Genomic DNA, 25,464 nt, shown 5'->3' with positions numbered 1-25,464 from the left:
AGGGCATGGAGAAGAGCATGAGCGTGAAGAGTCTCGGCAACCCCTTCGACGGCGATTCCGACCTGGTCCACGGCGCCGGCTGCGGCTGCGGGAGCTGCAAGAACGGCCACCATCACGACACCGCCCCCGCCGACGCGCTGCCGGCCGACAGCGAGGCGATGCTGGAACGCGCCGTCGAGAGCGCGGTCGTGCGCTCGGTGTTCGGGCACAACGAGTTCTCGCGCCGCTCCTTCGGCAAGATGCTGGGCGGCGCGACGCTGGCCGGCCTGATCAACGCGGTGCTGCCGATGGACAAGGCCAAGGCGGCGATCCTCGACGAGCTCGGCACCCCGGAGAAGGCCGACCTGCAGATCGGCTTCGTCCCGATCACCTGCGCGACCCCGATCATCATGGCCCAGCCGCTCGGCTTCTACGAGAAGCACGGGCTGAACGCCCAGGTCATCAAGACCGCCGGCTGGGCGGTGGCGCGCGACAAGTCGCTGAACGGCGAATACGACGCCAGCCACATGCTGACCCCGATGCCGCTGGCGATGACCATCGGCGCCGGCTCCACCGCCGAGCCCTACCTGATGCCCGCCGTCGAGAACATCAACGGCCAGGCCATCGTCCTGCACAACGACCACAAGGACAAGAACGACCCGAAGATGTGGAAGGGCTTCAAGTTCGGCGTGCCCTTCGAATACTCGATGCACAACTTCCTGCTGCGCTACTACGTGGCGGAGGCCGGGCTCGACCCCGACACCGACATCCAGATCCGCGTGGTGCCGCCGCCGGAGATGGTCGCCAACCTGCGCGCCGGGAACCTCGACGGCTATCTCTCGCCCGACCCGTTCAACCAGCGCGCGGTCTGGGAGCAGATCGGCTTCATCCACATCCTCACCAAGGACATCTGGGAGGGCCATCCCTGCTGCGCCTTCGCCTGCCCGGCGAGCCTCGCCACCGAGATGCCGAACACCTATGGCGCGCTGCTGAAGTCGATCGTCGACGCGACGCAATACGCCTCGGCGGCCGAGAACCGCGTCGAGATCGCCGAGGCGATCTCGCCGACCAACTACCTGAACCAGCCGGTGCCGGTGGTGCAGCAGGTGCTGACCGGCCGCTTCGCCGACGGGCTGGGCAATGTGCGGGACGTGCCCGACCGGATCGATTTCGACCCGTTCCCCTGGCACTCGATGGGGGTCTGGATCCTGACCCAGATGAAGCGCTGGGGCTACGTGACCGAGGAGATCGACTACAAGGCGATCGCCGAGCAGGTCTATGTCGCCGGCGACTGCGCCAAGATCATGAAGGATCTCGGCTACGAGCCGCCGGGCGAGACCTATGAGAGCTACACCATCATGGGCAAGACCTTCGACCCGTCGAAGCCGCAGGAATACGTCGACTCCTTCGCGATCAGGCGGAGCTGATCCGATGCAGACCTTCAACGGACTCTCGCTCGGGATCCGCTCGGTCATCGTCTCGATCGCGATCCTGCTGGTCACGCTCGGGGTCTGGGAGCTCTCGATCTCGTCCGGCGGCGCCTCCGCCGAGCTGACGGAATACGAGCTGCTGACCGGCGGCGGCGCTCCGAAGGCGGGGGTTCCCCCGCCCTCGGAGGTCTTCGTCAAGGCCTGGGAGCAGCTCTCCGACCCGTTCTACGATGCCGGGCCCAACGACAAGGGCATCGGGATCCAGATCGGGCATTCGCTCTACCGGGTGCTGGCGGGGTATTTCCTCGCCGCCGCGATCGCGATCCCGCTCGGCTTCCTGATCGGCATGTCGCCGCTGATGTACCGCGCGCTCGATCCATTCATCCAGATCATGAAGCCGATCTCGCCGCTGGCCTGGATGCCGCTGGCGCTGTTCGTGATCCAGGACAGCCAGGCCTCGGCGATCTTCGTGATCTTCATCTGCTCGATCTGGCCGATGCTGATCAACACCGCCTTCGGCGTCGCCGGGGTGCGGCAGGACTGGGTCAACGTCGCGCGCACCCACGAGCTCGGCACCTTCAAGACCGCCTTCACGGTGATCCTGCCGGCGGCGGCGCCGACGATCCTGACCGGCATGCGGATCTCCATCGGCATCGCCTGGCTGGTGATCGTCGCCGCCGAGATGCTCGTCGGCGGCACCGGCATCGGATACTACGTGTGGAACGAGTGGAACAATCTCGACCTCACCTCCGTGATCTTCTCGATCATCATGATCGGGCTCGTCGGCATGGTGCTGGACGCCGTCTTCGGCCTCGTCCAGCGCCAGGTGCAATACAGCGAGTGAGGACGTCATGACGGTACCATTCCTGAAGATCGAGCAGCTCGCCCAGCGCTTCCCGAGCCCCGACCGGGGCGGCGAGCCGCTGACCGTGTTCGAGAATGTCTCCTTCGGCATCGAGAAGGGCGAGTTCGTCTGCATCATCGGCCATTCCGGCTGCGGCAAGTCGACCATCATGAACGTGCTGGCCGGGCTGGCCGAGCCCACCGAGGGCGTCGTGGTGATGGACGGGCAGGAGGTGAAGGGGCCGAGCCTCGAGCGCGGCGTGGTGTTCCAGAACTACAGCCTGCTGCCCTGGCTCTCGGCGCTGAGGAACGTCACCTTCGCGGTGCAGGCCCGCCATCCTGACTGGCCGAAGGACAAGGTGAAGGCGCATTCCTACCGGTTCCTCGAGCTCGTCGGCCTGACCGGCGGCGCCGAGCGGCGCAAGCCGAGCCAGCTCTCCGGCGGCATGCGCCAGCGCGTCTCGATCGCCCGCGCCTTCGCCATCGAGCCCAAGCTGCTGCTGCTCGACGAGCCCTTCGGCGCGCTGGACGCGCTCACCCGCGGGTCGATCCAGGACGAGCTGCTGCGGATCTGGCGGGGCTCCGGCCTCACGGTGTTCATGATCACCCACGATGTCGACGAGGCGCTCTATCTCGCCGACCGGGTGCTGCTGATGACCAACGGCCCCTATGCGCGGGTGGCGGAATCGGTCGAGGTCGGCATTCCGCGGCCGCGCTCGCGCGACCAGATCGTCGAGCACCCAAACTACTACAAGGCGCGCAACCACCTCGTGCACTTCCTGGCCCGGCGCTCGAAGGAGCTGGCCGGCCGCGAGCATGCCACCGCCTCGGGCCAGCCCGAGACGGTGCGCTTCGCCGACCCCGGTGACGACAGCCCGGGCGGCGAAGGCGCCGACCCGTCCCAGCCGGCGCTTCGCGCCGTCAACCAGTGAGAGGAGGCTTCCCGATGAAGGAATCGAAATTCGTCGACGCGGCGATGGACAAGGACGATGTCGCCGCCATGGTGCTGTCCGCCAAGCGCAGCGCCGGGCTCACCTGGGAGGAGATCGCCGAGCGGATCGGCATGTCGCCGGTCTGGACGCATTCGGCCTGCATGGGCATGAACTCGATGCCGAAGGACAAGGCGGAGCTGCTGGTCGCGGCGCTCGGCCTGCCGCAGGAGGCGGTGCTGGTGCTGAACGAGGCGCCCAACAAGGTGTTCGCGCAGGCGATCCCGACCGACCCCTGCGTCTACCGTCTCTACGAGATCGTCGGCGTCTACGGCCCGACCATCAAGGCGCTGATCCACGAGAAGTTCGGCGACGGCATCATGTCGGCGATCGATTTCGACATGGCGATCGAGCGCGTCGAGCACCCCAAGGGCGACCGGGTGAAGCTCACCATGTCGGGCAAGTACCTCGCCTACAACAGCTGGTGACGGGCGCGCCCGGCGCCGCAGCGCGATCCGGGGGGCGCCCGCCGCGGCGCCCCCTGCCGTCAGCCGAGGAGGAAGTCCCCTGTCCCGCCCCCCGTTTCCCCCCTTCGACGCCGAGAGCGCCGCGCAGAAGGTCCGCATGGCCGAGGATGCCTGGAACCTCCGCGACCCGGCGCGCGTGGCGCTGGCCTATACCGAGGACAGCAGCTGGCGGAACCGCGCCGAGTTCTTCAGCGGGCGCGCCGCGATCGTCGCCTTCCTCACCCGGAAATGGGAAACCGAGAGGGACTATCGCCTGATCAAGGGCCTGCACGCCTTCCACGGCGCCTGCATCGCCGTGCGCTTCCGCTATGAATGGCGCGACGCGGCGGGGCAATGGTGGCGCTCCTACGGCAACGAGAACTGGGAGTTCGACGGGCACGGCCTGATGAAGCGGCGCGAGGCCTCGATCAACGACACCGCGATCGCCGAGGCCGACCGCCGCTTCTTCTGGGATGCCCCGGGGCCGCGGCCGGCGCATGTTCCGGGGCTGCCGGAAACCCCGTTCTAGGCGCCGCGGGCAGCGCCGGCCCTACGCCGGCGCCGCGCGGCGCCCCGGCCGGGCGGTCTGCGGCCCCCGCCCGCGCCTCCATCGCCCCGCACGCGCCTCCACCGCCCCGCCCGGCCGGGCTGCGGCGCGCGGCGGCAGGCTACCAGAGCGCGCCGCCGGTCACCTGGATGTTCTCCATGGTGATGCCGCGCGCCGCATCGCTGCACAGGAAGGCGACGAGCTCGGCGATCTCGCCGGGCTGGATGATCCGCTTCTGGGGGTTCCCGGCCGCGATATCGGCCATCGCCTGCGGCACCGAGCGCCCGCTGCCCTCGCGCGCCACGATCTCCGCCACGTCGCGGCGCATCAGGTCGGTCTCGACCCAGGTCGGGCTGACCATGACGCAGGTGACGCCGTGCCCGGCGCCCTCCAGCGCCACGCAGCGGGTGAGGCCGAGCAGCCCGGCCTTGGAGGCGCAATAGGCCGGGTTGTCGGCCCAGCCCACGCTGGCGGCGGTGGAGCCGATATTGACGATCCGTCCGAAGCCCGCGCCGATCATATCCGGCAGCAGCGCCCGCGTCATCCGGAAGGCGCCGGTCAGGTTGGTCTCGATGATGGCGTTCCAGAGCGCGTCGTCATGGCCGCAGACCGGCTGCTCGCTGGTCATCCCGGCGGCGTTGACCAGCAGGTCGATCGGCCCGAGCGCGCGGCGCGCAGCGGCGGTGAAGGCATCGATGCTGGCCTGATCGGTGACGTCGAGCGGCCCGGCATGGACCGGCTCGCCCGCCGCGCGGAGCTGCTCCAGCGCCAGGCGGTGCCGGGGATCGTCGCCGCCGGCGACCGAGCGCGAGCCGACCGCGACCGCCGCGCCCGCCCGGGTCAGCGCGGCGGCGATCGCCAGCCCCATGCCCGAGAGGCCGCCGGTGACGATCGCGCGCCTGCCAGAGAGAACGGCCATGATCGATACTCCCTCCCGTCAGGAACGCCGCAGGCGGCGGCCGGATCGCCCGCCGGACCGCCCGCCGGGGCGCAGGGCCCGCGGCGCGCGCGGCGCCCCCGCGGCCACCGGCCCGGGCCCGCCCGCCGATCCTGCCGCCCGCGGCCGTCTCACATCGCGGACCCGGTAGCGGATGCGGCGCACCGCCCGCGGATCAGGTCGGCCGCCTTCTCGGCGATCATGATCGCCGTCGCGTTCGTGTTGGCGCTGACGATCTCCGGCATGATCGAGGCATCGACCACGCGCAGCCCGTCGATCCCGCGCAGCCGGCACTGCGGGTCGACGACGGCATCGGCGGCATCCCCGTTGCCCATCCGGCAGGTGCCGACCGGGTGGTAGCAGGTCTCGAGCGTCTCCGCGATCCAGGCGTCGATGGCGTCCCGGCCCGTCACCCCCGGCCCGGGGAAGAGCTCGGGCCCGGCAAAGCGCGCGAGGGCCGGCTGCGACAGCACCTCGCGCAGGATCGCGACGCTCTCGCGCAGGTCGGTCCGGTCGGCCGGATCGGCGAGATAGTTGAACAGGATCGCCGGCGCCTGCCGGGCATCGGCGTTGCGCACCCGGACATGGCCGCGGCTTCTCGGTCGCATCAGGTCGATATGCACCTGGAACGAATGTTCGCGCCGGATCTCCACGGTTCCCGGAACCACCGACAGGGGCATGAAGGTGAACTGCAGGTCCGGGTGCTCGACCTCCGGCCGGGAGCGGACGAAGCCGCCGGCCTCGAAATGGTTGGTCGCCGCGGGGCCGGTCCCGCGCAGCGCCCATTCGGCCCCGGCCAGCCAGCTCCGCCCCGGGCGGGTCGCCGGATAGATGCTGACCGGCTCGAGGCAGCGGTGCTGGATCACCAGGTCGGGATGGTCGTTGAGGTTCTCGCCGACGCCCGGCAGGTCGTGGCGCACCGCGATCCCCGCCGCCTCCAGAACCGCCGCGGGGCCGATGCCCGAGAGCTGCAGCAGGTGCGGCGAGCCGATCGCCCCCGCGGCCAGGATCACCTCGCGTTCGGCGCGGGCGGTGGCGGCCTGGCCGCCGGCGCGATAGCGCACGCCCCGCGCGCGGCCCCGCTCCAGCACGATCGCCTCCGCCAGCGCGCCGGTCACCACGGTCAGGTTGCGCCGGCCGCGGGCCGGGTGCAGATAGGCGCGCGCCGCGCTCCAGCGCCGGCCGCCATGGGTGCTGCGCTCGACCGGGCCGAAGCCCTCCTGCTCGCCGGCGTTGAAATCCGGCAGCACCGGATAGCCGGCCTCGCCGCCGGCCCGCACGAAGGCCGCCGCCAGCGACCCCGGCGCCAGCGCCGGCCGGGTCACGCGGATCGGCCCGTCGGCGCCCCGGTCCGGGCCGGCGCCGTCCGGCGCGGTTTCCGCCCGGCGGAAATAGGGCAGCACGTCGGCATGGCTCCAGCCCGCCGCGCCGCGCTGCGCCCAGCCGTCATAGTCGCGCGGATGGCCGCGCAGCCAGACCATCCCGTTGATCGAGGACGACCCGCCGAGCACCTTGCCGCGCGGATGGCCGAGCCGCCGCCCGCCGAGATGCGGCTCGGGCTCCGAGGTGAAGGCCCAGCTGTAATCCGTGCCCCAGACGACCTTCGACATGCCGGCCGGCATCTTCAGCCAGATCGAGCGATCCTCCGGCCCCGCCTCCAGCAGCAGGACCCGCGTGTCGGGGTCCTCGGAGAGCCGGCTCGCCAGCACGCAGCCGGCCGAGCCGGCGCCGACGATGACATAGTCCCAGCCCTGTCCGGTCGTTCCCTGACCGGTCGTTCCCTGTCCGGCCATTCCCTGTCCGGACATCCCCTGCCCGGTCATTCCCTGATCGCCTGGTAGCAGAGCTTGTGGAAATGGTGGACGAGATGCTCGCTCTGGTTCGGCAGGTTCTCGTCGATCAGGTACCGCCCCGAGCCGAAGCCCATCGAGTGCAGGCCCTTCTGGTTGGTCACGTTCAGCTCGATGTCCTCCGGCCCGAGCTGGGTGTTCATCCATTCGATCGCCGCCTTCGTCACCGCCGGCACCGGCCGCCCCTTCGGCGCGTAGTAGCCGAAGCGCAGCAGCGACTTCTCCGGGCCGAGCGGGATCATGATGAAGGTGCCGATCATGTCGGTATAGGGGAAGGAATAGAAGGTGGTGTTGGGCCAGAGACCGATGTTGAAGAACCAGTCGGTCTGCCAGGTGGCGCCCTCCAGCGGCTCGCCATAGGCATGGGTCGCGTTCGGGTTGGGCGGGCCGATATAGGTCCACCACCTGTCATGCGCGGTCAGCGTGTAGCCCTTGAAGTCGATCAGCGCGGCGAGCTCCTTGTGGACCGGCCCGCTGAGGTCGAAATGGTAGCCCTCGATCGAGTTCTCCTGGATCACCTTCCAGTTGGCATCGACGATGACGTCGGTCTCCTCGACCAGCACGACATTGTCGAGATCGGGCAGGAAGCGGCGCATCTCCGCCTCGGCCCCGGCGGCCATCTCCGCGACCGGCGGCGCCGCGTCGTCGAGCGTCACGAAGACCCAGCCGGCGAAGACCTCGTGGCGCACCTTCCGGAGGCTGTGATCTTCCTTGCTGAAGCAGGCGAGATGCTCGGTGCGCGGCGCCGAGCGCAGGCCGCCGTCGAGATTGTAGCACCAGGAATGGTACTGGCAGCGCAGCACGCCCCCCACCTTGCCGCGCCGCTGCGTCATCAGGCGGTTGCCCCGGTGCCGGCAGACATTGTGCCAGGCATGGATCCTGCCGTCGGCCCCGGCGGTGACGACGACGCTCTGCTCGAAGATGTCCTGGACGACGTAGTTGCCCGGCTCGGCGAACTCGTTGACATGGCCGACCAGGTGCCAGCAATGCATGAAGATGCGCTGCTTCTCCTCCGCGAAGATCTGCGGGTCGAAGAAGAACGGGGCCGGGATGGTCGGGCCGTTGACCGGATCGCTGTAGTCCCAGGTCAGGTCCGACTGGCTTCGGGGGGAATCGATCTTGCCCATGCTGGCTGTCCTCTTCCTGAATGATGGCGCACGGCTCGCCCCGGATGGTAGCCCGCGGCACGGCGCCGATTTGACCATGCGCGACAGGCGGGGCATTCTGCGCAGATCCGCGGCGATGGAGTTTCATCAGCCTTTTCCGCGCCTTGCGAGGCCGCCCCGGAAAATAGCCGCCGGTTCTTGAAGAACTTGACCGGCAGCGCCAGGATGCGGCGCGAAGAATCAACCCTCCGGAGACCGCATGACCGATCGGGACACGCCGCTGCACCGCTTTGGCCTGCTGCTCGTGCCGGGCTTCTCCTCCCTCGCGGTGACGCTGGTGACCGAGCCGCTGTTCATCGCCAACTGGCTGGCCGGGCGCAGCCTGTTCCGGTGGACCACCCTCTCCGCCGACGGTTTCGCCGTGCGGTCGAGCAGCGGCAGCCTGATGGCGGTCGACGCGCCGCTGGCCGGCGACCCGCGGGCGGCGTTCGACACGGTGTTCGTGATCGCCAGCTTCGATGTCCGGGCCTCGGCCGGCAAGTCGCGGCTGATCGACTGGGTGCGCATGGCGTCCCGCACCGGGGTCCGCGTCGGCGCCATCGAGATCGGCAGCGAGATCCTGATGGAGGCCGGCCTGCTCCGCGGCGCCGGCATTCCGGTCCACTGGTACAACGCCAAGGGCAGCGAGGAGCGCTATCCCGAGCTCCGCGTGACCGAGACGTTGTTCGATGCCTCGGGCAGGCATCCGCTCTCGGCCGGCGGGCTGGCGACCGCCGACATGATGCTGGACCTGATCGCCCAGGAGGCCGGCGACGGCATTGCCGACGAGGTCGGCAAGCACCTGCTGCTCGACCGGCGCCGTCCGGGCTCGCGGCCGCAGCCCCCTGCCGGCGGCGGCCTCCCGCCGGCGGACGGGTTCCGGCACGACGACCCGGTGGCCCGGGCCCATGCGATCATGGAGGAGCAGCTCGACGAGCCGGTCTCCTGCACCGCCCTCGCCCGGGCGGCCGGGGTCTCGGCGCGGCATCTGCAACGGCTCTTCAAGGCGCGCCTCGGGCGGGGGGTGGAGGCGACCTACCGCGAATTGCGGCTGGCCAAGGCGCACCAGCTGGTGCAGCAGACCGAGATGTCGCTGACCGAGGTCGCCGTGGCCTGCGGGTTCTCCTCGCTGGAGGTCTTCTCCCGGACCTATCGCAGCCGCTTCGGCGTGGCGCCCAGCCGCGACCGGCGCCAGTCGCTCGAGGCGACGGTGTATCACAGCATCACCTGAAGCCGGCCCGGCGCCTCCGCAGCGGGCACCGCGGCGGCCCGCGCCGCAGTGCTTGACGATTTCCGCCATATCCGTCCGAATCGGTCAGGTTGTACGCCCTGAAGAATTCGGCAACCGCGAAACAGTTGGCAAGCCTCTGCCAAGGCTACGCTTTTCTCGAAGACAGCATTGGCCATCGGACGCGCAATCTGGCGTGCAACGTCAAGTCTGGCGATGGCATGGCGCTACGCTCGAGATCGCCAGCGATACATCACACGTGATGACCATCGGGATGACCATGGATGCAGCAAGCGACGCCGGGACGGGCCCGCGAGACGACGCCGTTCGTTCCGTGACGGCCGAACAGCGATAGTGGACAGCCTGCCCCGAGACCGCAGGCCGGGGCCCGCGCCCTGCCCGTCCCGGCCGCCCACCGCGGCTGCCCGCCCCGGCTGCCCGCATCGCCCCGGCGCCGCCGCCGCGGCGGCCGGGCCCGGCCGCACCCCATGCGCCCAGGCGAGAGACAACGCCCCGGCGGCCGCACCCGGCCTCCGGGGCGTCCGGCGTGATCGGGCACACCGCGAAAAGTGCCGCCGCCCTCATGCGCCGCCCGGCCATGCCTGCGCCGGCCACGCGGCGCGCGAGGGCGGCCGGGCCGGCCGGCCCCCGATCGCCGGCAGGGCGCCGGCCCGGCGCCCGGGGCCAGGACAAACGGATCAACGAAACTGGAGGTACCATGTTCCATCTCACCAAACTCGGCGCGCGGCTGATCCCGGGCACCGCCGCCCTGATGCTCGCCGGCATGGCGACGGCGGCGGAGCTCGGCGCGACGGACGAGCCGATCAGGCTGGCGATCAACGAATGGACCGGCCAGCACATCTCGACCCATATCGCCGGCGAGGCCCTGCGCTCGATGGGCTATGACGTGGAATACGTCACCGCCGGCAACTATCCGCAGCACACCGCGCTGGCCGATGGCGACCTGCACGCGACGCTCGAGGTCTGGACCAACAATGTCGGCGACATCTATCCGAAGATGAAGGCGGCGGGCCGGATCGTCGATATCGGCCCGCTCGGCCTGACCACGCGCGAGGGCTGGATGTATCCCAAGCACATGGAGGAGCTCTGCCCGGGCCTGCCGGCCTGGGAGGCGCTGGTCGGCTGCCGGGACAGGCTGGTGACCGCCGAGACCTTCCCGCAGGGCCGCATCCTGGCCTATCCGGCCGACTGGGGCACCCGCTCCGCCGACATCATCCGGAACATGGGGCTGGACTACAAGGCGGTGCCGGCCGGCTCCGAGGGCGCGCTGGTGGCCGAGCTGAAGGCCGCGGATGCGCGCAAGACGCCGCTGGTGATGATGTTCTGGGCGCCGCACTGGGTGTTCGCGGAGGTCGAGGCCGGATGGGTCGCGCTGCCGGCCTACGAGCCGGCCTGCGACACCGACCCGGCCTGGGGCCCCAACCCCGATGCCACCGGCGACTGCGGCGTCGAGGCGCCGGTGACCATGAAGGTGGCCTGGGCGGGGTTCGAGGAGAAATGGCCGGCGGCATGGGCGTTCCTCGAGGCCTATACCCTCGATACCGCGGCGCAGGAGGCGATGATGAAGGCGATCGACCAGGACGGCGAGCCGATCGAGGCGGTGGTCGCCGCCTGGATGGAGGAGAACGCGGCGGTCTGGACCCCCTGGGTCGAGGCGGCGACGCAGTAAGGCCTGCGCCCGGCGCGGCCCCGGCACGGGCCGCGCCACCGGCTGGAGCATGACATGACATCACGAGCGGCGCCGAAACTCTCGGTCCGGAACCTGTGGAAGATCTACGGCCCGAACCCGCGGCGGATCGTGTCGGGCGCGTTTCGCGACATGACCCATGAACGGCGCCTCGAGCATGTGCGCGAGGCCAGGCATTTCGTGGCCGCGGCGGATGTCAGCTTCGATGTCCACGAGGGCCGGATCTTCGTGATCATGGGGCTGTCCGGCTCGGGCAAGTCGACCGTGCTGCGCGCCGTCTCGCGGCTCGACGAGCCGACCTGCGGGCAGGTCTTCCTCGACGATACGGACCTGCTCACCGCCTCGCCGCGCGCGCTGATCGAGATCCGCCGGCGCAAGATGGGCATGGTGTTCCAGAGCTTCGGCCTGCTGCCGCATCTCGACGTGATGCAGAACGTGGCCTTCCCGCTGAAGGCGCAGGGCCTGCCCCGCGACAGGCGCGAGGCGCGCGCCCGCGAGATGATCGACCTGGTCGGGCTGAAAGGCAGGGAACGGTCCTATCCGCACCAGCTTTCCGGCGGGCAGCAGCAGCGGGTCGGGATCGCGCGGTCGCTCGCCGTCGAGCCGGAGCTGTGGTTCCTCGACGAGCCCTTCTCGGCGCTCGACCCGCTGATCCGCGCCCAGATGCAGGACGAGTTCCTGCGCCTGCAGAAGCAGCTGCACAAGACCATCGTCTTCGTCACCCACGATTTCCTCGAGGCGCTCAAGCTGGCCGACACGATCTGCATCATGAAGGACGGCGAGATCGTCCAGATCGGCGCGCCGGCCGAAATCGTGCTGCGCCCCGCGAACGCCTATGTGCGCGAGTTCATCGGCGACGTGCCGCTGGCCCATGTGCTGCGCGCCGGCGACGTGATGAGCCCGCCCCGGAACGACGGCAGGGCGCATCCGTCGGTGCCGCCGGAGGCCATCCTCGAGGACGCGATCAGGCTGTTCGGCGAGACCACCGAAACCGTCGACGTGGTCGGTGCCGATGGCGCGGTGCTGGGCTCGCTGCAGCCGCTGCAGGTGATCCGCTCGCTCCACCACGACGGGCCGGGGCCGGATCGTTGACGGGTTTCGCCCGGCGGTTCCGCGCCTCCTGCCGCAGTGCCCGGCCCTGGCTCGCGGTCCTCGGCCTGAGCGCGCTCCTGCTCGCGCAGCGGGCGGCGTTTCCGCAGATCGTCGGCTATCCGGATGCCTGGACGCTGCCGGTCGCGGAGGCGATCAACCGCGTCATGGACGGCCTCGTGGCACAGTTTCAGGGCGTTGCGCGGGCGGTCAGCGGCGGGCTGAACCTGGCCTTCTCGGGCGTGCGGGCGCTGCTGATCGGATCGCCCTGGGCGGTGCCGGTCTGCCTGTTCTGCCTGATCGCCTGGCAGGGCGGCGGCCGGCGGCTGGCCCTGCTGACCGGGGCGCTGCTGCTCTACATCCTCGCCTCGGGCTACTGGGAGCCGGCGATGAACACCCTGGCGCTGGTGCTGGTGGCGCTGCCGCTGTCGATCCTGATCGGCTTCGGCCTCGGCTATCTGGGCTTCCGGTCGGCCCATGCGCGCCGGGTGATCCTGCCGATGCTCGACCTGATGCAGACGATCCCGGCCTTCGCCTACCTGATCCCGATCCTCCTGCTCTTCGGCTTCGGGCCGGTGGTCGGCCTGATCGCCAGCGTGGTCTTCGCGGTGCCGCCAATGGTGCGCAACACCATCCTCGGCTTCGAAAGGATCCCGCCGGCGGTGCTGGAAAGCGCCCGGATGTCGGGCTGCTCGCGGCCGCAGCAGTTCGCCTGGGCCGAGCTGCCCTCGGCGCTGCCGCAGATGCTGGTCGGCGTGAACCAGACCACCATGGCGGCCCTGTCGATGGTCATCATCGCCGCGATCATCGGCGGTTTCGAGGATATCGGCTGGGCGGTGCTCTCGGCGATGCGCAAGGCGCAGTTCGGGCAGAGCCTCCTGTCGGGCGCGGTGATCGTGGTCCTGGCGATCCTGCTCGACCGGGTGACCGCGGCCTATGCCGCGCGGCAGCTTCCGGGCGCCAGCCATGCCGGCCTGCCGCTGCGCCGGTTCGCGCCGGTGCTGGCCGCGGCGCTGATCGCGGCGTTTCTGGCGGCGCAGGCGCTGCCGGCGCTGCGCGACTGGCCGGCCGGGCTGATCCATTCCCCGGCGCAGGCGATCAACGCCGCCACCACCGGCTTCGTCCTCGCGCATGGCGAGCTGATGGCGGCGCTCAAGAACGGCGTGCAGTTCTTCCTGCTGCTGCCGGTCAAGCTGGGCTTCGAGCGGGCGGTCGTGCCCTTCACCTGGGGCATCACGCTGACCCCGGGGATGAAGGCGGCCTACTGGGCCCTGGCCGGCCTCGGCTGCGTGCTGGCCTTCGGCCGCGGGCGCTGGAAGGGCGGCATCGCGGTGCTGGTGGTGGCCGGCTTCCTCTATTTCGGCGCCACCGGGCTGCCCTGGGCCACGGTGCTGCTGCTGACCACGCTCCTCGCGTTCCAGCTCGGCGGCATCCGCCTCGCGCTCCTGGCCGGCGGCGCCGTCGTCTACCTGCTGGTCGCCGGGCTGTGGCAGCAGGCGATGATCTCGGTCTATCTCTGCTCGGTCGCCGTGTTCCTCTGCATCCTGCTCGGCGGCCTGATCGGGATCTGGGCGGCGGCGTCGGACACGGTCTCGGCGATCATCCGGCCGATCAACGACATGCTGCAGACGCTGCCGCAGTTCGTGCTGCTGATCCCGGCCCTGATGCTGTTCCAGGTCGGCGACTTCACCGCGCTGCTGGCGATCGTCGCCTATGCCATCGTGCCGATGATCCGCTACACCGAGCACGGGCTGCGCTCGGTGCCGGCGACCCTGATCGATGCCGGGCGCGCCTGCGGCTGCTCCGCCTGGCAGCTGTTCTGGCAGGTGCGCCTGCCGCAGTCGCTGCCGCAGATCCTGATCGGGATCAACCAGACCGTGCTCTACGGCCTCGGCATGCTGGTGATCGCCGCGCTGGTCGGCACCACCGGGCTGGGGCAGGCGATCTATGTCGCGCTGGGCGAGGCGAATGCCGGCGCCGGCCTCGCCGCCGGGCTCGGCATGGCGCTGATCGCGATGACCGCCGACCGGCTGCTGCAGGCGGTGATCCGGGGCCGCGCCTGACCCGGGCGCCGGCCCTGCCGGTGCCCCGCGCGCGCCGGGAGAGGCGGCCGGAAGGACACTATGGGTTGACCATCCGGCCGAAGATCTCGAACTTGATCGGGGTTCAAGAGATTTGACGGTGGCCTGTGAGCGCGAACGACACATCGAAGATCGGCAGCCAGCTGCGCTACCAGCGACGGCTCCGCGGCCTCACCCTGCAGAGCCTGGCGGCGCGGGCCGACTGCTCGGAGAGCATGGTCTCGAAGGTCGAGACCGGGCGGGTGAACCCGTCGCTCACCATGCTCAGCCGGCTGGCCAAGGCGCTCGGCGTCAATGTCTCGACCTTCTTCGCCGACGACCAGACCGCCGGCGTGGTGATGCGGGCCGGCACGCGCCCGCGGCTCAACACCGATGCGCTGCGCCGGGGCGACGGCGTGACGCTGGAGCGGCTGGCGCCCTGTGCCGAGGGCTGCATGCTGCAGGCGAACATCCACATCGTCGCCGCCGGCGGGCGCAGCGACGGGGTGATCAGCCATCTCGGCGAGGAACTCGGCTTCCTGATCGAGGGCGAGCTGGAACTCGAGGTGGACGGCCGGCGCTATCACCTGATGCCGGGCGATTCGTTCTACTTCTCCTCCGAGCGGCCGCACGGCTACCGCAACCTCGGCACCACCGAGGCGCGGGTGCTCTGGGTCAACACCCCGCCGACCTTCTGATGGAATGGCGTGCGAACGGGCATGCATCTGCACAGCATTTGAGCGGGCCGGGCATTCTGCACCACTGCGTGCATGGATTGGGAAGAAAGTTCCTTGACTATGACGCAGGAAGCCGGAGCATGACAGGACGGCGGCCACGGGGTGCGGCCGGTCCTGCGAGAGGGAGAGTGCCGAGATGTCGACCGATGCCCCTGGCGGCGAAGCGGAGATCACGGTTTCCTGCCTGCAGTTCGAGCCCCGGATCGGCGATCTCGCGGCCAACCGCGCGGCCGGGCTCGAGCTGATCGAGGCGGTCGCCGAAGCCGGGGCGAGGCTGGCGGTCCTGCCGGAGCTGTCGGACAGCGGCTATGTCTTCGAGAGCCGCGCGGAGGCCTTCGCGCTCTCCGGCACCGCGGCAGAATCGGAGACCATCGCCGGATGGGCGGAGGCGGCGCGCCGGCACGACCTGCACATCGTCGGCGGCTTCTGCGAGCGCGACGGCGGCAGGCTCTTCAACTCCGCCGCACTGGTCGGCCCGGACGGGCTGATCGGCGTCTACCGCAAGACCCATCTCTGGGATGCCGAGAACCTCTGGTTCGAGCCCGGCGACCACGGCTATCCGGTGTTCGCGACCCCGCTCGGCCGGATCGGCGCGCTGATCTGCTATGACGGCTGGTTCCCGGAGGCCTGGCGGCTGCTGGCCATGCAGGGGGCCGACATCGTCTGCGTGCCGACCAACTGGGTGCCGATGCCGTCGCAGCCTGCCAGCCTGCCCTCGATGTCCAACATCCTCTGCATGGCGGCGGCGCATTCCAATTCGTTCTGCGTGGCGGCGGCCTGCCGGATCGGCACCGAGCGCGGGCAGCCCTTCATCGGCCAGAGCCTGATCGTCAACCACGAGGGCTGGCCGGTGGCCGGCCCCGCCCCGGAGGAGCGGCCCGAGGTGCTGACCGCCCGCGTGAACCTCGCGGACGCCCGGCGCAAGCGCCGCCTGAACGACTTCAACCAGCTGCTGCGCGACCGCCGGACAGATCTCTACGACGAGATGCTCGGCACCGACCTGACACCGGGCTGGTACTGAGCCAAGGCCAATCCGACCCCAAGCACGGGACCAACAGGAGGTGAGACGACCATGACCCTGAGACCGCTTTCCATCGCTGCCGTGGTGGCTGCCCTCGCGGCCGCACCGGCCATTGCCGCGGACACCATCAAGATCGGCATCCCCGTCGGCCTCTCCGGGGCCAACAGCGTGGTCGCACCCTCGGTGGTGCAGTCGTCCGAATACGCGGCCAAGGAGATCAACGACGCCGGCGGGATCCTCGGCATGAAGGTCGAGCTGGTGGTTGCCGACGACAACTCCGGCGCCCAGGGCGCGCAGCGGGCCTTCGAGAGCCTCGTCTACGAGGAGAAGGTCAACGTCCTGATCTCCATGGAGACCTCGGCGGCGCGCAATGCCGGCCTGCCGATCGTCAACCGCGGGCGCACGCCCTACATCTACACCTCGTTCTACGAGGGCCGGTCCTGCTCGCCCTGGATGTATGTCAACGCCTGGGTCCCCGAGCAGCAGGTGGCGCCGATCGTCGATCACTTCATGGCGGAATACGGCGCGAAGACCTTCTTCCTGGTCGGCTCGGACTATGCCTTCGGGCGCGGCATGCTGGAGTTCACCCGCTCCTATGTCGAGGCCAATGGCGGCACGGTCCTGGGCGAGGAATACCTGCCCATGGACGGCTCCGACTGGACCGCGATCATCTCCCAGCTCAAGGCCTCGGGCGCCGATGCGCTGATCACCTCGACCGCCGGCGGCGCGCCCAACGTGACGCTGACCAAGCAGCTCCGCGCGGCGGGCGTCGACATGCCCTATGGCAACCTCGCGGTCGACGAGGGCACCGCGAAGTCGATGGGCGCCGACGCCACCGGGATCTACATCGCCGCCTCCTATGTCACCGGCATCGACAGCGCCGAGAACAAGGCCTTCCTCGAGGGCATGACGGCGACCTTCGGCGACGACCTGATCACGCCCAACGATCTCTCGGTGCCGCAATACGAGGCGATCTATGCCTACAAGGCCGCCGTCGAGGCGGCCGGCTCGACCGATCCGCAGGCCGTGATAGACGCGCTCGACGATGTCTCGGTCACCGGGCCGCGGGGCACCATCACCATGGACGCGCAGCGCCACGCGCCGCTGACCATGTATCTCGGCCAGGTGCAGGCCGACGGCTCGGTCAAGGTGATCCAGAGCTTCGAGAACGTCGATCCGGGCGACCAGTGCCCGCAGTTCGCCGGCTGACGCACTCTCGGGGGGCGGCCGGCCCGCCCCCCGGCCGCCGGCAATCGGAGACCTCATGGCCAATCTCGCCCTCGACATGATCACGACCTCGGCGATCCTCTTCGTCGTCGCCTCGGGGCTGATGATCATCCTCGGCGTCATGAAGCTGATCAACTTCGCCCATGGCGCGTTCCTGACGCTCGGCGGCTATGCCGCCTATCTGACCACCGAGGCGGGGCTGTCGCCCTGGCTCGCGCCGCTGCTGGCCGGCGCGGTCGGGTTCGGCGTCGGCATCGTCGTCGAACGGGTGATCGTGCGTCCGCTCTATCACCGCCCGCTCGACGCGATCCTCGCGACCTGGGGCCTCGGCATCATCATCGGCCAGCTCATCACCATCGGCTTCGGCCGCGAGGTGCAGTTTGCCGCGAGCCCGATGACCGGGACGCTCGATCTCGGCGGGATCGAATACTCGGCCTATCGCCTGACGCTGACCGCGGTCGCGCTGGCGATCGGCGGCGCGCTGACGGCGCTGCTCTATCTCACGCGCTTCGGGCTGAACGCGCGCGCGGTGATCATGAACGAGACGCTGGCGCGCGGGCTCGGCATCGACAGCGCGCGGGTGCGGCTGCTGACCTTCGGGCTCGGCGCCGGGCTCGCCTGCGGCGCCGGCGCGCTGATCACGCCGCTGCTCTCGGTCGATCCGAACATGGGCCTGCCCTGGCTCGTGAACTCGTTCATGCTGGTGCTGGTCTCGGGGGTGTCGATCCCCAGCCTGGCGCTGGCATCGCTGATCCTCGGCAGCGCGCAGGTCGCGGTCTCGAGCTATATCAGCCCGATCATCGGCGGCCTGACCATCGTCGTCCTCGCCGCCGTCCTTCTCCGTCTCTATCCAAAAGGGCTTGGCCGTGGCACGTGACACGAGCGAGGCGGCGCCGGGATCATCGGTCACGCGGCGGGTCCGCCGCACCGTCCTGATCGGCGCGGCGGTGGCGGCCGTCGTCGTCGCGACGGCGCCGTTCCAACTCGACATCTACACCAAGAACATCCTGATCCGGGCGTTCTTCCTGGCGGCGCTGGCGATGACCGTCGACGTGCTCTGGGGCTATACCGGGATCCTGACCTTCGGCCAGTCGGCGTTCTTCGGCATCGGCGCCTATGCCTGCGCGCTGGTGGCGACGCATTACGGCTTCGGCCCGTTCTGGTTCGCGGGGTCGTTCCTGCTGGCGCTGCTCGCCGCGGTCGCGGTGGCCTGGCTGATCGGCTGGCTCGCCTTCTATCACGGCGCCTCGCCGCTCTATGCCTCGATCGTGACGCTGGCGCTGCCGATCGTCCTCGTGCAGCTGATCTTTGCCGGCGGGCGCTTCACCGGCTCGTCCTCCGGCATCTCGGCCTTCCCCACCTATTACTGGGCGTTCGAGACCTGGTTCTGGATCGCCGGCGGCTACCTGATCGCGGTCACCGCGCTCGGCTACCTGCTGGTCAGCAGCGATTTCGGCCGGCTGCTCGTGGCGATCCGCGAGAACGAGGAGCGCTGCGCCTATCTCGGCATCCCGGTCAGCCGCATCAAGATCCTGCTGATGATGGCGGCCGGGGCGATCGGCGCCGGCGCGGGCTTCGGCTATGCCGCCTTCACGAACGTGGTGGCGCCCGAGCTCGGCGGCTTCCTGCTCGGCACCGAGCTGCTGATCTTCACGGCGCTCGGCGGGCGGGGCACGCTGATCGGCCCGGTGCTCGGCACCATCGGCATCGACGTCACCGCGTCCTATCTCTCCGGCTCGCTGCCGTTCCTCTGGAAGCTGATCACCGGCGTCGCCTTCGTGGTGGTGATCGTGCTGCTGCCGCAGGGGCTGATCCCGATCCTCGGCAAGGGGCTGCGCCGGCTCTGGCCGTTTCCCCGGGCGGCGGCGCGCGACGCGGTGGTGCTGCGCGGCTTCGAGCCGACCACCCCGCATGGCGAGACCCGCTCGGCGCCGCTCCGCACCGCCGACCTGCTGCGCCACTACGGCAGCCTCAAGGTGCTCGACGGCATCGCGATCGAGAGCCGCGGCTCCGAGCTGCTCTCGATCGTCGGGCCGAACGGCGCCGGCAAGACCACGCTGATGCGCTGCATCTCCGATGGCGGCGAGCGCTCGGGCGGCGAGGTCTATGTCAACGGCACGGAGATCGGCCGCGGCTCGCCGCAATCGGTGGTCGCGCTCGGCATCGGGCGGAGCTTCCAGAACACCAACCTGTTCGAGACGCTGACCGTGGGGGAATGCCTGATGCTGGCCCGCTGGCGGATCGACGGCGCCAGCCTGTTCTCCCGCCGCAACGAGGTCGCGCTGCCGACGCCGGCGCTCGGGATCCTCGAGGCGACGGGCCTCGACAAGGCGCTCGGCACCGAGACCCGCAACCTCAGCCACGGCCAGAAGCGCGGGCTCGAGCTGGCCATGGTGCTGGCGACCGAGCCCTCGGTGCTGCTGCTCGACGAGCCGACCGCCGGGCTGACCAAGGCCGAGCGCACGGCGATCGGCTCGGTGCTGACATCGCTCGCCAGGGTCCACGGCCTGTCGATCCTGCTGATCGAGCACGATCTCGACTTCGTGCGCGACATCTCCGACCGGATCGTGGTGCTGCACCAGGGGGCGCTGCTGATGGAGGGCACCGTCGAGGAGGTGATCGCCTCGGATCTGGTGAAGGCGGTCTATTCCGGGCAGGCCGTGGAGACCGCATCATGAGCGCGGCAGCGGCCGATGCGGCAACCCCCGCCCTGCTCAGCGTCGAGGCGGTGAGCGCCGGCTATGGCGGCGCCACGGTGATCGACGGCGTCTCGCTCGCCATCAGCCAAGGCGAGATCCTCACCGTGCTCGGCAAGAACGGCATGGGCAAGACGACGCTGATGAAGACGATCATGGGCTTCGTGAAGGCCCAGGCCGGGCGCATCACGCTGGCCGGCGAGGAGGTCACGCGGCGCCCGCCCCATGCCATGGCGCGCGCCGGCGTCGCCTATGCGCCGCAGGAGTTCACGATCTTCCAGGACCTGACCGTCGAGGAGAACCTGCGCGTCGGCGTGCCCGACGACCGGACCTTCGCGGAGCGGGTCGACAGCCTCGCCGACGTGTTCCCGCGGATGCTCGAGCGCCTGAAGCAGCGCGCCGGAACCCTCTCGGGCGGCGAGCAGAAGATGCTGATCATGTCGCGCGCCGTGCTGGCGCAGCCGCGGCTGATGCTGATCGACGAGATCAGCGAGGGCCTGCAGCCGACGATGATCGACCGGATGGCCGAGGTGCTGCGCGCCACGCGCGAGCGGAACGGCACGGCGGTGCTGCTGGTCGAGCAGCATCTCTCCTTCGCGCTCTCGGTCGCGGACCGCTTCGCGGTGCTCAAGCTCGGGCAGATCGTCGAGCAGGGGCCGGCCGGCGATCCGGGCGCGGCCTCGGTCCTGGTCCACCACCTGAAGGTCTGAGCGATGAGCGGTGTCTGGGCGCATACCTATTCGATCGTCGGCCGCTGCGAGCGCACTGGCGAGCTCGGCGTGGCGGTGGCCTCGGCGGTGCCCGCGGTCGGCGCGATCTGCCCCTATCTGCGGCCGGGGGTGGGCGCGGTCAGCACCCAGTCCTGGGTCAACCCGTATCTCGCGGTGGCGGTGCTCGACCGGCTCGCCGCCGGCGCCGGGGCCGCCGATGCGGTTGCCGCCACCCTCGCCGAGGACCCGGCGGCGGCGGTGCGCCAGCTCGGCGCGATCGGTGCCGGCGGCGCCGGCGCGGCCCATACCGGGGCCGACTGCACGGCGGCCTGCGGCCATGCCTGCGCCGCCGATCACGCGGTGCAGGGCAACATGCTGACCGGCGTCGACGTGCTCGAGGCGATGTCGCGGGCCTTTGCCGCCGGGCCCGGGCTGCCGCTCGACGAGCGCCTGCTGGCCGCGCTCGAGGCGGCCCAGGCCGCCGGCGGCGACAAGCGCGGGCGCCAGTCCGCCGCGCTGGTCGTGACCGGCTCGGAGATCTACCCGCGGGTCGATCTGCGGGTCGACGAGCATGCCGACCCGGTGGCCGAGCTGCGCCGCGTCCACGGCGTCGCCGCCAGCCAGCTCGCGCCCTTCGTCGCCGGCATGCCGCGGCGCGGGGGGCCCGCGGCCGCCGCCCCCGCCGCGGTCACCGAGATGCTGCTGAAGCCGCCGCCGCAGCGCCCCGGCGGCGGCGGCTCCGACCGACCCTGAGGACCGCCGATGCAAGACACCCCCGACCAGACCCCCGATCCCGACCCGGCGCCCGCCCCGGCCGCCGACCCGGCCCCCGGCGACCCGCGCGATCCGCTCGACCCGCATGTCCTGACCGGCCTCGACCTGCCGCCGGAGCGGCTGCGCGCCGTCGCCGCCGCCTTCGCCGACATCCGCGCCGCGATCGAGGAGCTCCGCGCCCTCGATCTCGGCGAGACCCATCCCGCGGTGGTGTTCCAGCCCTGGCGGGGGCCGCGATGACCGCGCCCGGGGATCCGACCCGCGCCACCATCGGCGAACTCTCGGCGCTGCTCCGGGCGGGACGCCTGTCGCCGGTCGAGCTGCTCGACGCGCTGACCGACCGGATCCGCCGCGAGGACGGCCGCCTCGCCGCCTTCGTGCATCTCTCCGAGACCGCGCGGGCGGCGGCCGAGCGGGCCCATGCCGAGATCGCCGCCGGCGACTGGAAGGGGCCGCTCCACGGCATCCCGATCGCGATCAAGGACAACCACACGACCGCCGACATGCCGACCCGGGCCGGCAGCGCCGCACCGGGCACCGACTATCCGCTGGCCGACGCCCATGCGGTCGCGCGCCTGCGGTCGGCCGGCGCGATCCCCTTCGCCAAGACCCGGATGCACGAGTTCGCCTGGGGCATGGAGACCCCGCCGACGCGCAACCCGCGCGACCCGTCCTGCTCGCCCGGCGGCTCGAGCGGCGGCTCCGCGGCGGCGGTCGCGGCGGGGCTGGCACCGGCGGCGCTCGGCTCCGACACCGGCGGCTCGATCCGCATCCCGGCGAGCCTCTGCGGCTGCGTCGGCTTCAAGCCGAGCTTCGGGCTGATCGGGCGCAGCGGGATCGTTCCGCACAGCTGGTCGCTCGACCATGCCGGCCCGATCGCCGCCTCGGTGGGCGATGCGGCGCTGGTCGCCGGCGCCATGGCGGGGCCGGACCCGGCCGATCCGGGCAGCCTCGGCGTCGCGGCGCCGGACTGGTCCGAAGCGCTCGCGGGCGGCGCCGGCGGGCTGCGCGTCGGGGTCTGCCGCACGCATTTCTTCGAGGACCTGGTGCCGGCGGTCGGCGACCGTGTCGAGGCGGCGATCGCGGCGCTGGCGCGCGCCGGCGCCCGGGTCACCGAGTTCGCGCTGCCCGAGATCGGCCAGGGGCTCGGCGCGATCTTCGCCATCGAGCTCGCCTCCTCGACCAACTACCACGACCGGCGCCTGCGCGAGGGCGCCGTCGCCGGCTTCGGCGCGGATGTGCGGCTGCTCGTCGAGATGGGCCGGCTGGTCAGCGGCGCCGACTACCTCCAGGCCGAGCGGTTCCGGCGCCATCTCGCCGAGCGCCTCGCCCCGGTCTTCGATGCGGTGGACGTGATCGTCGGGCCGACCATGCCGCTGACCGCCTGGCGCAGCGGCGAGACCGAGATCCGCATCGGCGGACGCGCCGAGAGCATCGTCGCGGTCTCGTGGCGGCTGACCTATCCGTGGAACCTGCTGGGGCTGCCGGCGATCTCCCTGCCCTGCGGCATCGACGGGGCGGGCCTGCCCGTCGGGCTGCAGATCGCCGGGCCGGTGCTCGGCGAGGCGCAGGTGCTCCGCGCCGCGGCCGCGGCCGAGCGGGCGCTCGGCGGCCCGATGCAGCGGGTCGCCGCCCCCGCCTGACCGCCCCCCAGGCCCGGGAGCCGCCCGGCCTGGCGGCCCAGCGCCCGGCAGCCGATCCGGCCCCGGTTCCCGGCCCGTCCTCCCCGGCAGACGGCCCCGGCGGACAGCCAGCCGCAGCGGATTGCCGCCCCCGCCCGACCTCCCGGCAGGCCCGGGAGCCGTCCGATCTGGCGGCCGAAGCGCCCGACAGCCGATCCGGTTCCCGGCCCCTCCTCCCCGGCAGAAGGCCCCGGCGGGCGGCCGGCCCGGCCCGCTCGCCGCACCGCCGGCCAAGGCCCCTGCCTGCCGACAGCCCCATGCCCCGCGCCGGGGCATCGGCACCCTCGCCGCCGACCATGCCCTGCCCACCGCAAACGGGGCGGCCCGCAGCAGCGGATTGCCGCCTCCGCCCGACCTGCCGGCAGGCCCGGGAGCCGCCCGGTCTGGCGGCCGAAGCGCCCGGCAGCCGAGCCGGCCCCCGTTTCCCGGCCTCTCCTCCCCGGCAGACGGCCCCGACGGGCGGCCAGCCCGGCCCACTCGCCGAGCCGCCGGTCAATGCCCGCGCCAGCCGACGCGCCCCTGCCCCGCGCCCATGCCTCGGCACCCTCGCCGCCAGGCGCGCTCGGCCCACCCCAAACGGGGCAGCCCGCCGCTTGGAGGTGTCGCCCCAAGGCGCCCGGCTGCGCCCGCGGCAAGGCTGGCCAACGCGGCGGCCGGACGCCTCGAGAGCCCGCGCCCCGATGCCGCCTCGGCCGGCGCGAATCCAACCCCGATCGGCCGTACTGAGTCCCCTGCCGGTCCAGCCGCCCCCTGCCGCCAGCGCGAGAGGCCCGGCACGCCGACGGAAACCCGCGCGTGCGGTCAGGTCGTCCGGCCTTCCTCACGACATGGCAGGGCGGCAGCAAGGCCCGGTGCCGAAGCGCAGGCGGCGCGAACCGCCCGCCCGTTCCCCGGCACGACACCGGCGCGTCCCACAGGGTCGGCATCGCCGAAGACCGCCGGCGCACCGTGCACCCTTGCCGCCAGTCGCCGCAGCCCTGGCGAGAACGCATGACGACTGTCGGCATCGCGCGCGCCAAGCACGCCCGGCCACCAATCCGCACCGCCAGCGCCTCTCAGCCGGCGCCGGTGCCTAGTAGCCCCAGCAGGATCCGGCCGCGGGCGCCCCTCCGGACCGGGATCCCCGACCGCCGGACAGACGAACTTGACCCGGCAGTCTCCGCAGCATGCGGCGCGATCGCCGCCCAGACCCCGGAGAAACCCCGGCCATGGCGCGGGCGGCACCCCGATGCCCCGCCCCGCAGGCGTCTCGGCGGCCAGCAACGGAGACTTGTCCCGCATCGGGATATTTGACCACAGCAGCCCTCGGCGCGCGATGCGCTCGCCCTGCCCCGCGCCCTCCCGGGTCGGCAACCCGGCCGTGTCGAAACCCTCCCGGCATGGCACCGCCCCGATCATCGCCTGTGCCGGGGCCATCGGCGCGGCGGGCGGCCCGAGAGGCGGCGTCGATGCGGTGACCGGGCCGGAACAGGTAGCGGACCGGCGCTCAACCGGCACCCGGATGTCGGCAGGACCGATTTCACCGGCAGACCCGCGACGGTCCGGGTGATCGCCGCCGGCCCGACCGACCGGGGCGGCACTCGAGCCGGCCTTCTCCCCCTGCGCGGCGCGGCGGCGCCGATACGCCGCGCCAACGACAGCGCCCATGCCCGTGCCTCCGCTGGCCCGACCCACGGCCCAGAAGCGCAGCGCGCTGTCTCCGGCCCCGGCGCCGGCCGCGGCAACCCTTCGGTGCCTGTGAGGTCGGCGCGGTGAAGAAGGGCACGGTCCGAAGGAGATGCCCCGAGGCGGCCGCTCGGGCGACTGCCGGGCGACGGGGTTCAGGCAACCGCTGCTCCCCTTCGGCGCGCCAGACAGGACGCCGCGCACACCCACGGATCGGGGGAAGGCGCCGGACCTGATCCTCGCCGCGCAGTCGGACGCCGTGCCCGCCCACGGAGCGGGGCCCTGCAACTGCACCGCCCCCCGGGATCGCGGCGCTCAAGGCCGCGCGGGCACGGCGGGGGCGCTGGTGATGCCATCCGGCGGCACGGACGTCCACGCGGGCGGCATCGAGCCGGTCGCCGCGGGGCTCGCCGGCGAGATCCGACGCGCGCCCCTGCCGCCCGTGACCCGATCGACGATCTCGCCTGGCTCTCCGGTCCGCTGGCTGTCTTCCGGAACGCGGCGCTGCAGGCCGGGGCCCGTCCGGCACCGATCCGCCAGGGCCTCCCAAGCTCGGCCCCTGCCGCCGGCTCTGAAGCCCGGCCCGGCGCGGGGGCGAGGTCATGCGGATCGATGCGCGGCCGGTCGGGACCTTCGCCGGCGGCGGGGCTGCCGCCGGGGTGAGCCGGACCGGGTCCGGCGGCAGCAGATTCGCGGTCGAC

At 71.5% G+C, this 25,464-nt stretch carries 21 protein-coding genes; 18 read left to right on the top strand and 3 right to left on the bottom strand.

Features of this window, described 5'->3' with window-relative positions; genetic code table 11:
- Nucleotides 1–17 precede the first annotated feature (17 nt).
- Genes QSJ97_RS09215 through QSJ97_RS09195 form a run of 5 tightly spaced genes read left to right on the top strand, consistent with a single transcriptional unit; the run spans nt 18 to nt 4,216 of the window.
- Nucleotides 18–1,406: a CmpA/NrtA family ABC transporter substrate-binding protein gene (locus QSJ97_RS09215; RefSeq protein ID WP_285671444.1), complete on the top strand. Its 1,389-nt coding sequence runs from the start codon at nt 18–20 to the stop codon at nt 1,404–1,406.
- Between the two features lie 4 nt (nt 1,407–1,410).
- A complete protein-coding gene (gene ntrB / locus QSJ97_RS09210; RefSeq protein WP_285671443.1) occupies nt 1,411–2,253 on the top strand; it encodes a nitrate ABC transporter permease in 843 nt (280 codons plus the stop codon).
- Between the two features lie 7 nt (nt 2,254–2,260).
- Nucleotides 2,261–3,184, top strand: coding sequence for an ABC transporter ATP-binding protein (locus tag QSJ97_RS09205; RefSeq protein ID WP_285671442.1), 924 nt, complete (start codon nt 2,261–2,263; stop codon nt 3,182–3,184).
- Nucleotides 3,185–3,198: 14 nt separating this feature from the next.
- Nucleotides 3,199–3,669 (top strand): cyanase, encoded by a 471-nt coding sequence (gene cynS, locus QSJ97_RS09200; RefSeq protein ID WP_285671441.1) that lies wholly within the window; start codon nt 3,199–3,201, stop codon nt 3,667–3,669.
- Between the two features lie 25 nt (nt 3,670–3,694).
- Nucleotides 3,695–4,216, top strand: a complete 522-nt coding sequence (locus QSJ97_RS09195) for a nuclear transport factor 2 family protein (protein WP_434220903.1) — start codon at nt 3,695–3,697, stop codon at nt 4,214–4,216.
- Between the two features lie 139 nt (nt 4,217–4,355).
- On the opposite strand, the gene QSJ97_RS09190 is transcribed toward QSJ97_RS09195, so the two are convergent.
- The 3 genes from QSJ97_RS09190 to QSJ97_RS09180 form a co-directional block, all read right to left on the bottom strand.
- Nucleotides 4,356–5,153 carry an SDR family NAD(P)-dependent oxidoreductase gene (locus QSJ97_RS09190; RefSeq protein WP_285671440.1) on the bottom strand — a complete coding sequence of 266 codons (798 nt, stop codon included), beginning with the start codon at nt 5,151–5,153 and terminating at the stop codon, nt 4,356–4,358.
- A 149-nt stretch (nt 5,154–5,302) separates the two neighbouring features.
- Nucleotides 5,303–6,964, bottom strand: a complete 1,662-nt coding sequence (locus QSJ97_RS09185; protein ID WP_285671439.1) for a choline dehydrogenase — start codon at nt 6,962–6,964, stop codon at nt 5,303–5,305.
- A gap of 26 nt (nt 6,965–6,990) precedes the next feature.
- The gene (locus QSJ97_RS09180) at nt 6,991–8,148 is read right to left on the bottom strand and encodes an aromatic ring-hydroxylating oxygenase subunit alpha (protein WP_285671438.1); all 1,158 of its coding nucleotides are present in this window, start codon (nt 8,146–8,148) and stop codon (nt 6,991–6,993) included.
- A 238-nt stretch (nt 8,149–8,386) separates the two neighbouring features.
- On the opposite strand from QSJ97_RS09180, the gene QSJ97_RS09175 reads away from it, so the two are divergent.
- The 13 genes from QSJ97_RS09175 (at nt 8,387) to QSJ97_RS09115 (ending at nt 23,059) form a co-directional block, all read left to right on the top strand.
- Nucleotides 8,387–9,397, top strand: coding sequence for a GlxA family transcriptional regulator (locus tag QSJ97_RS09175; RefSeq protein WP_285671437.1), 1,011 nt, complete (start codon nt 8,387–8,389; stop codon nt 9,395–9,397).
- 715 nt (nt 9,398–10,112) lie between these two features.
- Nucleotides 10,113–11,084 carry an ABC transporter substrate-binding protein gene (locus QSJ97_RS09170; protein ID WP_285671436.1) on the top strand — a complete coding sequence of 324 codons (972 nt, stop codon included), beginning with the start codon at nt 10,113–10,115 and terminating at the stop codon, nt 11,082–11,084.
- A 54-nt stretch (nt 11,085–11,138) separates the two neighbouring features.
- The gene (locus tag QSJ97_RS09165) at nt 11,139–12,194 is read left to right on the top strand and encodes a quaternary amine ABC transporter ATP-binding protein (RefSeq protein ID WP_285671435.1); all 1,056 of its coding nucleotides are present in this window, start codon (nt 11,139–11,141) and stop codon (nt 12,192–12,194) included.
- On the top strand, nt 12,191–14,254 hold the full coding sequence (locus QSJ97_RS09160; RefSeq protein ID WP_285671434.1) for an ABC transporter permease: 2,064 nt from the start codon (nt 12,191–12,193) through the stop codon (nt 14,252–14,254). The genes QSJ97_RS09165 and QSJ97_RS09160 overlap by 4 nt, the downstream gene beginning before the upstream one ends.
- Nucleotides 14,255–14,379: 125 nt before the next feature.
- A complete protein-coding gene (locus tag QSJ97_RS09155; RefSeq protein ID WP_285671433.1) occupies nt 14,380–14,949 on the top strand; it encodes a helix-turn-helix domain-containing protein in 570 nt (189 codons plus the stop codon).
- A gap of 175 nt (nt 14,950–15,124) precedes the next feature.
- The gene (locus QSJ97_RS09150) at nt 15,125–16,009 is read left to right on the top strand and encodes a nitrilase family protein (protein WP_285671432.1); all 885 of its coding nucleotides are present in this window, start codon (nt 15,125–15,127) and stop codon (nt 16,007–16,009) included.
- A gap of 51 nt (nt 16,010–16,060) precedes the next feature.
- Nucleotides 16,061–17,218: a substrate-binding protein gene (locus QSJ97_RS09145; protein WP_285671431.1), complete on the top strand. Its 1,158-nt coding sequence runs from the start codon at nt 16,061–16,063 to the stop codon at nt 17,216–17,218.
- 55 nt (nt 17,219–17,273) lie between these two features.
- Nucleotides 17,274–18,113, top strand: a complete 840-nt coding sequence (locus QSJ97_RS09140) for a branched-chain amino acid ABC transporter permease (RefSeq protein WP_285671430.1) — start codon at nt 17,274–17,276, stop codon at nt 18,111–18,113.
- Complete coding sequence (locus QSJ97_RS09135) at nt 18,103–19,914, top strand: branched-chain amino acid ABC transporter ATP-binding protein/permease (protein ID WP_285671429.1); 1,812 nt, start codon at nt 18,103–18,105, stop codon at nt 19,912–19,914. Before QSJ97_RS09140 ends, QSJ97_RS09135 begins: the two co-directional genes overlap by 11 nt.
- Nucleotides 19,911–20,642 carry an ABC transporter ATP-binding protein gene (locus tag QSJ97_RS09130; protein WP_285671428.1) on the top strand — a complete coding sequence of 244 codons (732 nt, stop codon included), beginning with the start codon at nt 19,911–19,913 and terminating at the stop codon, nt 20,640–20,642. The genes QSJ97_RS09135 and QSJ97_RS09130 overlap by 4 nt, the downstream gene beginning before the upstream one ends.
- A gap of 3 nt (nt 20,643–20,645) precedes the next feature.
- A complete protein-coding gene (locus QSJ97_RS09125; protein ID WP_285671427.1) occupies nt 20,646–21,395 on the top strand; it encodes a DUF1028 domain-containing protein in 750 nt (249 codons plus the stop codon).
- A 9-nt stretch (nt 21,396–21,404) separates the two neighbouring features.
- On the top strand, nt 21,405–21,656 hold the full coding sequence (locus QSJ97_RS09120; protein WP_285671426.1) for a hypothetical protein: 252 nt from the start codon (nt 21,405–21,407) through the stop codon (nt 21,654–21,656).
- Nucleotides 21,653–23,059: an amidase gene (locus QSJ97_RS09115; RefSeq protein ID WP_285671425.1), complete on the top strand. Its 1,407-nt coding sequence runs from the start codon at nt 21,653–21,655 to the stop codon at nt 23,057–23,059. The genes QSJ97_RS09120 and QSJ97_RS09115 overlap by 4 nt, the downstream gene beginning before the upstream one ends.
- Nucleotides 23,060–25,464: the final 2,405 nt, after the last annotated feature.

Source organism: Paralimibaculum aggregatum (assembly GCF_030270585.1).
GTDB classification, from domain to species: Bacteria; Pseudomonadota; Alphaproteobacteria; order Rhodobacterales; family Rhodobacteraceae; genus Thermohalobaculum; species Thermohalobaculum aggregatum.
The sequence above is the reverse complement of the archived record's forward strand: the minus strand, read 5'-3'. Positions and strand labels throughout refer to the sequence as shown.

What these genes read in the sequence shown, in the direction of transcription:
- QSJ97_RS09170 (WP_285671436.1), top strand. Translation starts at nt 10,113, where the DNA reads ATGTTCCATCTCACCAAACTCGGCGCGCGGCTGATCCCGGGCACCGCC.
- QSJ97_RS09180 (WP_285671438.1), bottom strand. Translation starts at nt 8,148, where the DNA reads ATGGGCAAGATCGATTCCCCCCGAAGCCAGTCGGACCTGACCTGGGAC.
- QSJ97_RS09175 (WP_285671437.1), top strand. Translation starts at nt 8,387, where the DNA reads ATGACCGATCGGGACACGCCGCTGCACCGCTTTGGCCTGCTGCTCGTG.
- QSJ97_RS09140 (WP_285671430.1), top strand. Translation starts at nt 17,274, where the DNA reads ATGGCCAATCTCGCCCTCGACATGATCACGACCTCGGCGATCCTCTTC.
- QSJ97_RS09115 (WP_285671425.1), top strand. Translation starts at nt 21,653, where the DNA reads ATGACCGCGCCCGGGGATCCGACCCGCGCCACCATCGGCGAACTCTCG.
- QSJ97_RS09190 (WP_285671440.1), bottom strand. Translation starts at nt 5,153, where the DNA reads ATGGCCGTTCTCTCTGGCAGGCGCGCGATCGTCACCGGCGGCCTCTCG.
- ntrB (WP_285671443.1), top strand. Translation starts at nt 1,411, where the DNA reads ATGCAGACCTTCAACGGACTCTCGCTCGGGATCCGCTCGGTCATCGTC.
- QSJ97_RS09165 (WP_285671435.1), top strand. Translation starts at nt 11,139, where the DNA reads ATGACATCACGAGCGGCGCCGAAACTCTCGGTCCGGAACCTGTGGAAG.
- QSJ97_RS09215 (WP_285671444.1), top strand. Translation starts at nt 18, where the DNA reads ATGAGCGTGAAGAGTCTCGGCAACCCCTTCGACGGCGATTCCGACCTG.
- QSJ97_RS09145 (WP_285671431.1), top strand. Translation starts at nt 16,061, where the DNA reads ATGACCCTGAGACCGCTTTCCATCGCTGCCGTGGTGGCTGCCCTCGCG.
- QSJ97_RS09130 (WP_285671428.1), top strand. Translation starts at nt 19,911, where the DNA reads ATGAGCGCGGCAGCGGCCGATGCGGCAACCCCCGCCCTGCTCAGCGTC.
- QSJ97_RS09125 (WP_285671427.1), top strand. Translation starts at nt 20,646, where the DNA reads ATGAGCGGTGTCTGGGCGCATACCTATTCGATCGTCGGCCGCTGCGAG.
- QSJ97_RS09205 (WP_285671442.1), top strand. Translation starts at nt 2,261, where the DNA reads ATGACGGTACCATTCCTGAAGATCGAGCAGCTCGCCCAGCGCTTCCCG.
- cynS (WP_285671441.1), top strand. Translation starts at nt 3,199, where the DNA reads ATGAAGGAATCGAAATTCGTCGACGCGGCGATGGACAAGGACGATGTC.
- QSJ97_RS09185 (WP_285671439.1), bottom strand. Translation starts at nt 6,964, where the DNA reads ATGGCCGGACAGGGAACGACCGGTCAGGGAACGACCGGACAGGGCTGG.
- QSJ97_RS09120 (WP_285671426.1), top strand. Translation starts at nt 21,405, where the DNA reads ATGCAAGACACCCCCGACCAGACCCCCGATCCCGACCCGGCGCCCGCC.
- QSJ97_RS09150 (WP_285671432.1), top strand. Translation starts at nt 15,125, where the DNA reads ATGTCGACCGATGCCCCTGGCGGCGAAGCGGAGATCACGGTTTCCTGC.